This window comes from Arthrobacter sp. H5 (genome assembly GCF_000520595.1).
Lineage (GTDB): Bacteria > Actinomycetota > Actinomycetes > Actinomycetales > Micrococcaceae > Arthrobacter_D.
In genome coordinates this window covers 46,182-54,826 of sequence record NZ_KI914984.1, presented here as the reverse complement: position 1 = coordinate 54,826, position 8,645 = coordinate 46,182, and the positions used below count along the sequence as shown (strand labels likewise).

8 protein-coding genes and 1 pseudogene are annotated in these 8,645 nt (G+C 64.0%); all 9 read left to right on the top strand.

The window, feature by feature from the left end; all coding sequences use genetic code 11:
- Nucleotides 1-938 (top strand): NAD(P)-dependent oxidoreductase (locus Y708_RS23230; protein ID WP_051478679.1); only part of this gene is annotated, 938 nt, incomplete at its 5' end.
- A 9-nt stretch (nt 939-947) separates the two neighbouring features.
- Nucleotides 948-1,634, top strand: coding sequence for a GntR family transcriptional regulator (locus tag Y708_RS0106005; protein WP_028279229.1), 687 nt, complete (start codon nt 948-950; stop codon nt 1,632-1,634).
- Between the two features lie 117 nt (nt 1,635-1,751).
- On the top strand, nt 1,752-2,747 hold the full coding sequence (locus tag Y708_RS0106000) for a sugar phosphate isomerase/epimerase family protein (protein WP_028279228.1): 996 nt from the start codon (nt 1,752-1,754) through the stop codon (nt 2,745-2,747).
- 108 nt (nt 2,748-2,855) lie between these two features.
- Complete coding sequence (locus Y708_RS0105995) at nt 2,856-4,595, top strand: dihydroxyacetone kinase family protein (RefSeq protein ID WP_028279227.1); 1,740 nt, start codon at nt 2,856-2,858, stop codon at nt 4,593-4,595.
- Nucleotides 4,588-5,055, top strand: a complete 468-nt coding sequence (locus Y708_RS0105990; RefSeq protein WP_028279226.1) for a ribose-5-phosphate isomerase — start codon at nt 4,588-4,590, stop codon at nt 5,053-5,055. Before Y708_RS0105995 ends, Y708_RS0105990 begins: the two co-directional genes overlap by 8 nt.
- Before the next feature lie 4 nt (nt 5,056-5,059).
- Entirely contained in the window at nt 5,060-6,010 is a 951-nt protein-coding gene (locus tag Y708_RS0105985; RefSeq protein ID WP_028279225.1) for a 3-hydroxyacyl-CoA dehydrogenase family protein, read from the top strand.
- Between the two features lie 8 nt (nt 6,011-6,018).
- Complete coding sequence (locus tag Y708_RS0105980; RefSeq protein WP_028279224.1) at nt 6,019-6,813, top strand: triose-phosphate isomerase family protein; 795 nt, start codon at nt 6,019-6,021, stop codon at nt 6,811-6,813.
- A gap of 95 nt (nt 6,814-6,908) precedes the next feature.
- Entirely contained in the window at nt 6,909-8,315 is a 1,407-nt protein-coding gene (locus Y708_RS0105975) for a GntP family permease (protein WP_253905703.1), read from the top strand.
- A 213-nt stretch (nt 8,316-8,528) separates the two neighbouring features.
- A pseudogene (locus tag Y708_RS30875) lies at nt 8,529-8,645 on the top strand (short chain dehydrogenase); the annotation flags it as partial.

Sequence of the window (8,645 nt, the reverse complement as noted above, 5' to 3'; positions counted from 1 at the left end):
CCGGCGGGCGCCTGCTGGAGTTCGCGCAGGGCGCGGATGCCATGCTGGCGGCCTACGCCAAACTGGACCGCGCATTCTTCGAGGCCACGGACTCCTTGCGGATTGTTGCCTTGCCTAATGCAGGGTACGACGCCGTTGATGTGGCGGCGGCGCTCGATCACTCGGTGATGGTCACCAACACTCCACATGTGCTGCACGAGACCACCGCCGACACCACCATGGCGCTGATGCTACTGGCCCGGCGCCTCCTGATCCCTGCAGCGGATGATCTCCGTGCCGGCAGGTGGAAGCGAACGCGGCTGGATGAGCATCTGGGCTTGGATATCAACGGATCAACACTGGGGTTGGCCGGCTTTGGACAGATTGGGCAGGCGGTAGCCCGGCGGGCGGCAGGATTCGGTATGACGGTGCTGCACAGCTTGTCCCGCACACCGACAAATGCGCTCTCAACGGCCGTGCCGTGGGAAGAACTGCTGGAACGCTCCGACGTTGTGTCGCTGCATGTTCCCTTGGCGCTCGAAACGAGGGGGCTGGTGGGTACCGCTGAGCTCAACCGGATGAAAACGACGGCGACGCTGATCAACACCGCGCGGGGACCGGTGGTGGACACCGCTGCGCTGCTCCAGGCGCTGGACCGGGTTGAGATCCATTCGGCGGGCATCGACGTGTACGACGCCGAGCCTGTTCGGGATCCTATGGACCCGCTCCTGCGCCATCCCCGCATTGCGGCGCTTCCCCATGTGGGATCCGCAACACAGGCGACGCGCGAGAAAATGGTGGACCTCGCCGTCGACAATATATTGGCGGTTCTCGCTGGCCAGGAACCAGTCACTCCGGTGCCCGAGTTCTCCCAACTCCAGCCACACACTGACGGTGGTGTGACTAACGGTTTTCTCCGCACCCAGCACCGGACTCGGTCAGATGGGAGTTTCCTATAGGATTCCTACATGTCCCCGACTCCTCCCCGGCGAGCCCTGAACCGCCAGGTCCTTGCCGACCATGTGCACGAAGAGCTGATGGCGTCGCTGATTGACGGGCGGCTGGAGGCTGGAGCGAACCTGAGTATTGACGGCATTGCCCGCGACCTCGAGGTCTCGCCCACTCCGGTCCGGGAGGCTCTCGCCCGGCTTGAGCACACCGGCATGGTCCGCCGCGTTGCACTCAAAGGCTACAAGGTGGCGCCTCTCTTCACGGCGGTGGAACTGGCGCAACTGGTGGATGCGCGGCTGGTGATCGAACCCGTGAACGCGGAACTGGCGTGCGCCAGCATTACCCCTGCGCTGGTCGCTGAGCTGAAGCAGACCATCGAAGACCTCCGCTCCTCCCCCACCGGCGCCTCCTACGCGGAGTTCCGCGATTATTGGAAAGCGGACGAGGACTTCCACCGAATCATTGCCGAACATGCCGGCAACCCCTTCATTCTGAACGCCTACAAAACCCTTGGCGGGCAGGTGCAGCGCTTCCGGTTCTTCGCCGGACTGGGAGTCACCGACGCAGACACGGCTATTCAGGAGCACACCGCAATACTCGACGCCTTTTCAGCTGGCGATCCGGCTGGCGCCCGCGACGCCATGATCGCCCACCTGAACGGCGTTAAGCAGCGCTCCATCCGCGACAGCGTGGAACACCCCTAACCGTCCCCTAACCGCCCACCTACAGGCGAACAACTACCCTCGATCAGGCGTGGGCCTTGACTCTTCGCCCCCAATCGTGAATCCTATAGGAAATACGATTACACAACGGAGTGATTTATGGCGTACACCGCAGAAACCTGGCCCATCACGGCAGCCCTCCTTCAGTTCCCGCATCAGAACCCCGGCGGCGGCACCATGCAGGACGCCGAACCCGAGGTTTGGAAAGGTATCTTCAGCGAAGTTCGGGATGCCGGCTTCGCCAATGTGGATCTTTTTGACAGCTGGATCAAGCCGGGAGATCTCTCCGGCCCGCGGCTGGATGAGCTCAAGCTCGCCGCGGTGGAAGCCGGCGTTGGCGCGCCCGCTATTTCGGCCATCCGCCGCAGCGTCATAGATGAGCAAAACTGGGAAGACAACCTCGCCTACAGCCACCGCACCCTCGATGCCGCCGCACAGCTTGGCTGCGAAGTGGTGTCCTTTGGCCTCCACCAGGCCCTCACCCCGGAGCAGCAGAAACAGCTGTGGTTCTGGACAGTCGAAGGCCACAAGGATCCACAGAACAACCCCGAGGCCTGGCAGAAAGCCGTTACGAGGCTCCGCGAACTGGGCAACCACGCCGCTGACCTGGGACTGCTGCTGTCCCTCGAACTGTACGAGGACACCTATCTGGGCACCGGCGATTCCGCCGTGCAGCTGGTCCAGGACATCGACCTGCCCAACGTTGGCCTCAATCCTGACCTTGGCAATCTGGTGCGACTGCACCGGCCCATCGAATCCGTCCAGGCACTCATCAGCAAGACAGTGCCGTACGCCAACTACTGGCATGTGAAGAACTACACCCGGGATGAGAACGTGGCGCGCAACCAATACACCGCCATGCCTGCGCCCCTCGAAACCGGCATCATCAGCTACCGCGAGGCGTTCCGCACGGCCTTGGCAAGCGGGTTCCAGGGAATCATCTGCACCGAGCATTACGGCGGAGACGGCTTGAGTGTCTCCGCGTCCAATCAGGATTACCTGCGCAACAGGATCCTTCCCAAAACGGCGGACTACACGCTGGGCCAACCGTTGGTGGCACAGGGTCGGCAGCAGCCGCGCCTCGCCGCCGTATAAAGACGCCGGCCACAGACGCTGCCCAGAGACGCTGCCTAAAAACGCCGTTTAAGAACGCCATCCAGACCGCCCGTAGTCAACCCGGCTTCACGGATTCAATGAGGAATGATGACACGCATTTTTGATGACCCCGCTACCTTTGCCGACGATGCCCTTGACGGCTTCACCGCAGCAAACCGCCGGTATGTTGCCCGGGTGGACGGCGGTGTGGTCCGGTCCACCGAGATGGATCAGGGACAGGTTGCCCTGGTCATCGGCGGCGGTTCCGGCCATTATCCGGCCTTCGCCGGTCTGGTGGGCCAGGGCCTCGCCGCAGGTTCCGCCTGCGGGAACATGTTCGCCTCCCCCGCCGCCGGGCAGGTCTACCGGGTGGCCAAGACCGCCCACAACGGCGGCGGAGTCCTGCTCAGCTACGGCAACTATGCCGGCGACGTCCTGCACTTCGACCAAGCGCAGCTCCGCCTCAACACCGAAGGCATCGAGACCCGGACAGTGGTAGTCACTGACGATATCGCCAGCGCTCCCATCGACCAGCTGGAAACCCGGCGCGGCATCGCCGGAGACCTCACGGTCTTCAAAGTGGCGGGCGCCGCGGCGGAGGCCGGGCTGAACCTGGACGAGGTGGAGCGCCTGGCACAGAAGGCAAATTATCGGACCCGTTCCCTGGGCGTCGCGTTCAACGGCTGCACCCTGCCCGGCGCTGAAGAGCCGCTGTTCACTGTGGAGCCCGGCCACATGTCGCTGGGCCTGGGCATCCACGGCGAACCCGGCATCTCCGATCACCCCATGCCCACCGCCAGCGAGCTCGCAAAGCTACTGGTGACCACATTGCTGAAGGATAAGCCCGACGACGCCGGCACCCGGGTGGTGCCTATTGTCAACGGTTTGGGGACGGTCAAGTATGACGAACTGTTCCTGCTCTACGGCAGGATCGAAGCACTGCTAAGCAACGGGAACCTGGAGATTGTTGAACCGGAGTGCGGTGAACTGGTGACCAGCCTCGACATGGCCGGTGTTTCCCTGACCCTGCTCTGGCTTGACGACGAACTCGAAACCTACTGGTCCGCGCCGGCTGACACCTCTGCCTTCCGCAAGGGCAACGTCGCCGCCAGGGCGCACCGCGACGTGCAACAGCTCGCCGCCGCCACCGAAACAGCCGCAGAGAAATCGACTACCGCAGCTGCATCGCTCAGCGCGGGCGCCGTCGCGCTTCTCGAAGCTGCGCGCTCGGTGGTCATGGAGCACGAACGCGAGCTCGGCAGGCTTGATGCGGTGGCCGGTGACGGCGACCACGGCATCGGCATGCGCCGCGGAGTCGACGCCGCAGCAGACGCTGCCGCCAGTGCCGCCGCCGCCGGGGAGGGTGTGGACCGCGTCCTGCTCGCCGCGGGCGTTGCGTGGGCCGAAAAGGCGGGTGGAACCTCCGGCGCCCTGTGGGGCTCAGGGATCACCGCCGTCGGGCATTCACTGGGTAACCGCGAAACCTACGGTACGGCGGAAGCGCACGCCGCAGCGGAGGCTTTTCACGCCGCGATCACCGGGCTGGGCAAGGCGGAGGCCGGGGACAAGACCATGGTGGACGCCCTGCTCCCCTATGTCCAAACCTTCACTGAAGGAAACGGGAACGGAACGGCCCTCGCGGAGACCCTGACCGCGGCCGCCGCCGCAGCAACACTGGCAGCCGAGCAAACCACGGAACTCCGTCCCCGCAAAGGTCGGGCCCGGCCGCTTGCCGAAAAAAGCGTGGGACATGCCGATCCGGGCGCAGTATCCTTCGCCCTCATCGTCGAAGCAATAGCACGCGCCTACCCGGAACTGACTAATGAAAAGGAGCACACTCATGAGTGAAAAACTGCGCATCGTCATTGGAAATGATGAAGCAGGAGTGGAATTCAAGACCGCCCTGAAGACGCTGATGGAAGCGGACAGCCGGGTCGAATCAGTGCTCGACGTCGGTGTGGGCAGTGACGATTCAACCGCCTACCCGCACATCGCCGTCACCGCCGCCCGCAAGGTGGCAGCAGGCGAGGCGGACCGTGCGTTGCTGATCTGCGGAACCGGCCTCGGCGTCGCAATTTCCGCCAACAAAGTGCCCGGAATCCGTGCCGTCACTGCGCACGACAGCTACTCGGTGGAACGGTCTGTGCTCAGCAACAACGCGCAGGTCCTCACCCTTGGCCAGCGCGTGATCGGCATGGAACTTGCCAAGAAGCTCGTTGATGAATGGCTGGGCCACCGTTTTGACGAAACCAGTTCCTCCGCCGCCAAGGTAGAGGCCATCAGCTCGTACGAACCGAAGGAGGGCTAAGCGAATGACGCTCAACGTTGCAATAGTGGGATCCGGCTACATGGGCGGCGGTATTGCCCAGGTGCTGGCGCTTTCCGGCGCCACAGTGGCGCTCTCAGACGTCTCCGCGGACATCGCTGAGGAAAACCTTCAGCGCCTGATCGTGGAATCCCGTGAGTTCGTGTCCGCCGGGCTCTTTCCCGAAAACGCCACCGAAACGATCGAGAAGAACGTCCACGCCGCATCGTCGGTCGAGGAAGCGGTGGCTGACGCCGACTTCATCGAGGAAGCCGTTCCCGAAGTTCTCGAAATCAAGCACGACATCCTCGCGAGGATCAGCGCCGCCGCGCGTCCCGACGCCATTATCGGCTCCAACACTTCCACCATCTCCATTGGTGAAATGGCCATGGCCGTGCAGAGCCCGGAACGTTTCCTCGGAGTGCACTTCTCCAACCCGTCGCCGTTCATTCCCGGCGTAGAAATCATTCCGCACACCGGCACCTCGGAAGCCGTCGTCGCGGCCGCCCGCGAGATTGTCCATGCCACCGGCAAGGAAACCGCAGTGGTCAAGGACGTCACCGGCTTTGTGCTGAACCGCCTGCAGTACGCACTGTTCCACGAGGCAACCCAGCTAGTGGAGGAAGGTGTGGCGTCGCCGGAAGACATCGACACCCTGGTCCGCACCACCTTCGGCTTCCGGCTTCCCTTCTTTGGGCCGTTTGCCATCGCCGACATGGCAGGCCTTGACGTCTACAACTTCTGCTACAAATCGCTGCAGACGGACTTCCCCGAACGGTTCGCCACACCAAAGGTGCTCTCCGACCTGGTGGAGGCCGGGAAGCTGGGCACCAAAACCGGCGCCGGATTCCTTGACGTGCCGGCGGAGCGCACACCGGACCTCATCGCTTACCGCAACAAGGCCTATGTGCTGATGCAAAAGCTGATCGAGGACCTCGGCCCCGCACCGCTGCGCTAGGCGGGGGTATGACAACGCGACGCTCCCAGTACGTGGGAGTCAGCACCAAGATGTACCTCGGGTACCGGCAGAGCCTCGACTGGATGGACGGCATCCGCGCCGAGGTGCTGGCGCGCCCCGCACTGGCGGGCGCCGCACTGGCGGGCGCCGCACTGGCGGGCGCCGTGCACACGTTCGTGGCGCCGTCGTACCCGGTCCTGGAAAGCGCACAGCGCACCTTCTGCGGCACCGGAGTGAGCATCGGCGCGCAGAACTGCAGTGCCGGTACCGGAGCCTTGACCGGTGAGGTGAGCGCCGGGTTGCTGGCCGAGCTCGGTGTGGGACTTGTGGAGCTTGGCCATGCGGAGCGCCGCCGCCTGTTCGGGGAGGATGATGTGGTGGTCGCAGCGAAGCTTGCCTCGGCTGTTGATGCCGGTCTGACGCCGCTGCTTTGTATCGGCGAACCTGAGCGCACCAGTCCACAGGAAGCGGCAGCATTCTGCCGCGGCCAGGCCGAGGCGGCGCTGGGAAGCACGGAGACGGACGCCGTCATCTTCGCCTACGAGCCGGTGTGGGCGATCGGAGCCACGGAACCCGCCCCCGCGGATTACGTGAACGACGTCGTCAGCCGGCTCCGCGCGTTACTGGACCAAGGCGGCGGCCACGGCACACGGATCATCTACGGCGGCAGCGCCGGCCCCGGACTTCTGCCGCAGTTGGACGCGGTGGACGGCCTGTTCCTCGGCAGGTTCGCTCACAAGCCCCGCAATTTTGGGCTGGTGCTGGACGAAGCGCTGGCAAGGACAGGCGGCCTGCTCCCCTGACGGGTGACGGCCATCTCCAAGACAAACCGATTGCCCCGCAAACCCGCAGGGTTGATCGCTCATGCACCAACGAAGTTGCGAAAAGGAGCTAGACCATGGCCCTGATGCCAATGGCACCACAGGCAGTGGCGAGCGGATTACCCATCCCGGCCCTCCTGATCATCGCAGTGGCTGCAATCGCAGTGCTGCTGTTCCTCATTATCAAGGTGCGGATGCATGCGTTCTTCGCACTGATCATTGTCAGTCTGATCACTGCCGTGGTGGCGGGGGTGTCTGCCGATGAGCTGCTGGACACCCTGGTGGGACCATTTGGCAGAACCCTGGGGAACATCGCCCTGCTGGTCGGTTTCGGTGCCGTTCTGGGACGCATTGTGGAAACCTCCGGCGGCGCACAGGTCCTGGCAAACAGCCTGCTGCGGCGCTTCGGCGAAAAGCGGGCACCGCTGGCACTCTCCGTAGCGTCCCTGCTCTTTGGCTTCCCCATTTTCCTGGATGCCGGCTTCATTGTGATGCTGCCCATCATCTATACCGTGGCACGGCGTCTGGGCGGCGGGCTCCTGCTGTACGCACTCCCGTCCACTGGCGCATTCCTCATGATGCACGCCCTGGTTCCACCCCATCCCGGCCCGGTGGCTGCTGCCGGCATTGTCGGCGCCGACGTGGGGCTGGTGCTCATGGTGGCGCTGCTGGTGGGCCTGCCCACCTGGTACGTTGCCGGCTACCGTCTGGCCCTGGTGCTCGCGAAGCGCCACCCCAACATGCCCGTCCCTAATCTGCTTGGCGAACCGCCCAAGGACAACCCCAATCCGCCGAAATTCGGCACAGTGCTGTTGGTGCTGCTCCTGCCCCTGGTGCTGATCTTCCTCAACACCGGGCTGAATACCCTGAGCGCGTCCGGCGCCGTTCCGGAAGATGCACTCTGGGTTCAGGTCCTGGTGTTCATCGGCAACACCCCGATTGCACTGCTGATCTCTACCCTGCTGGCCATGTACCTGCTGGTCATCCGTCGCCGGAGCGGGTCCATGGGCGGCGCGTTGGAGGATCTGGTCGACGACGCCCTGGCGCCCGTCTGCTCCATCATCCTCATCACCGGTGCCGGTGGAATGTTCGGCGGAGTGCTGACGGCTACCGGCATCGGCGGTGCAATGGCCGACGGTTTGGACGCCATTGGATTGCCGCTCATCCTGGCCGGCTTCCTCATCGCCGTCATCATGCGGGTGGCCCAGGGGTCGGCAACCGTTGCCGGTACCACCGCCGCCGGCCTGATGGCACCCGCGATTACCGCGTCCGGCGAGACAAATCCGCTGGCTCTGGCGTGCATTGTTGTTGCCATTGTGGCGGGAGCAATCACGTTCTCGCACGTCAATGACTCAGGGTTCTGGCTGGTGAGCCGGTTCCTCGGCATGAGCACCAAGACGGCGCTGATGACCTGGTCAGTGATCGCCACCGCCATCGGCTTCATGGCCTTTGGCCTGGTGTGGATCCTGTACCTGTTTGTCTAGTTGAAGGGTCTGCTCACAAAGCGTAGCGGCCGCTGACCAGCTGATGGACCGCGTCTGGCCCGTATACGACGTCGCCGGTTGCCACGGCCTGCCGCAAGATAGATTTCGACGGCGCGCACTACAGTCTGGTGAACACTGCGATGTTCTTCCGCAATCCACCTGGCGGTACATGCGTCCCGTCGGCAGCGTTGCCACCAACCGAAAGAGGCACACATGTACACCGTCCCAGATCTATCCGGCCGCATCGCCGTGGTCACCGGCGCGAACAGCGGCACCGGTAAGGAAGCGACGGCGCGGCTCGCGAATGCCGGCGCACACGTGATCATGGCA

Excerpts from the sequence above, each read along its gene's own strand:
- Y708_RS0106005 (WP_028279229.1), top strand. The coding sequence starts at position 948 with ATGTCCCCGACTCCTCCCCGGCGAGCCCTGAACCGCCAGGTCCTTGCC.
- Y708_RS0106000 (WP_028279228.1), top strand. The coding sequence starts at position 1,752 with ATGGCGTACACCGCAGAAACCTGGCCCATCACGGCAGCCCTCCTTCAG.
- Y708_RS0105995 (WP_028279227.1), top strand. The coding sequence starts at position 2,856 with ATGACACGCATTTTTGATGACCCCGCTACCTTTGCCGACGATGCCCTT.
- Y708_RS0105990 (WP_028279226.1), top strand. The coding sequence starts at position 4,588 with ATGAGTGAAAAACTGCGCATCGTCATTGGAAATGATGAAGCAGGAGTG.
- Y708_RS0105985 (WP_028279225.1), top strand. The coding sequence starts at position 5,060 with ATGACGCTCAACGTTGCAATAGTGGGATCCGGCTACATGGGCGGCGGT.
- Y708_RS0105980 (WP_028279224.1), top strand. The coding sequence starts at position 6,019 with ATGACAACGCGACGCTCCCAGTACGTGGGAGTCAGCACCAAGATGTAC.
- Y708_RS0105975 (WP_253905703.1), top strand. The coding sequence starts at position 6,909 with ATGGCCCTGATGCCAATGGCACCACAGGCAGTGGCGAGCGGATTACCC.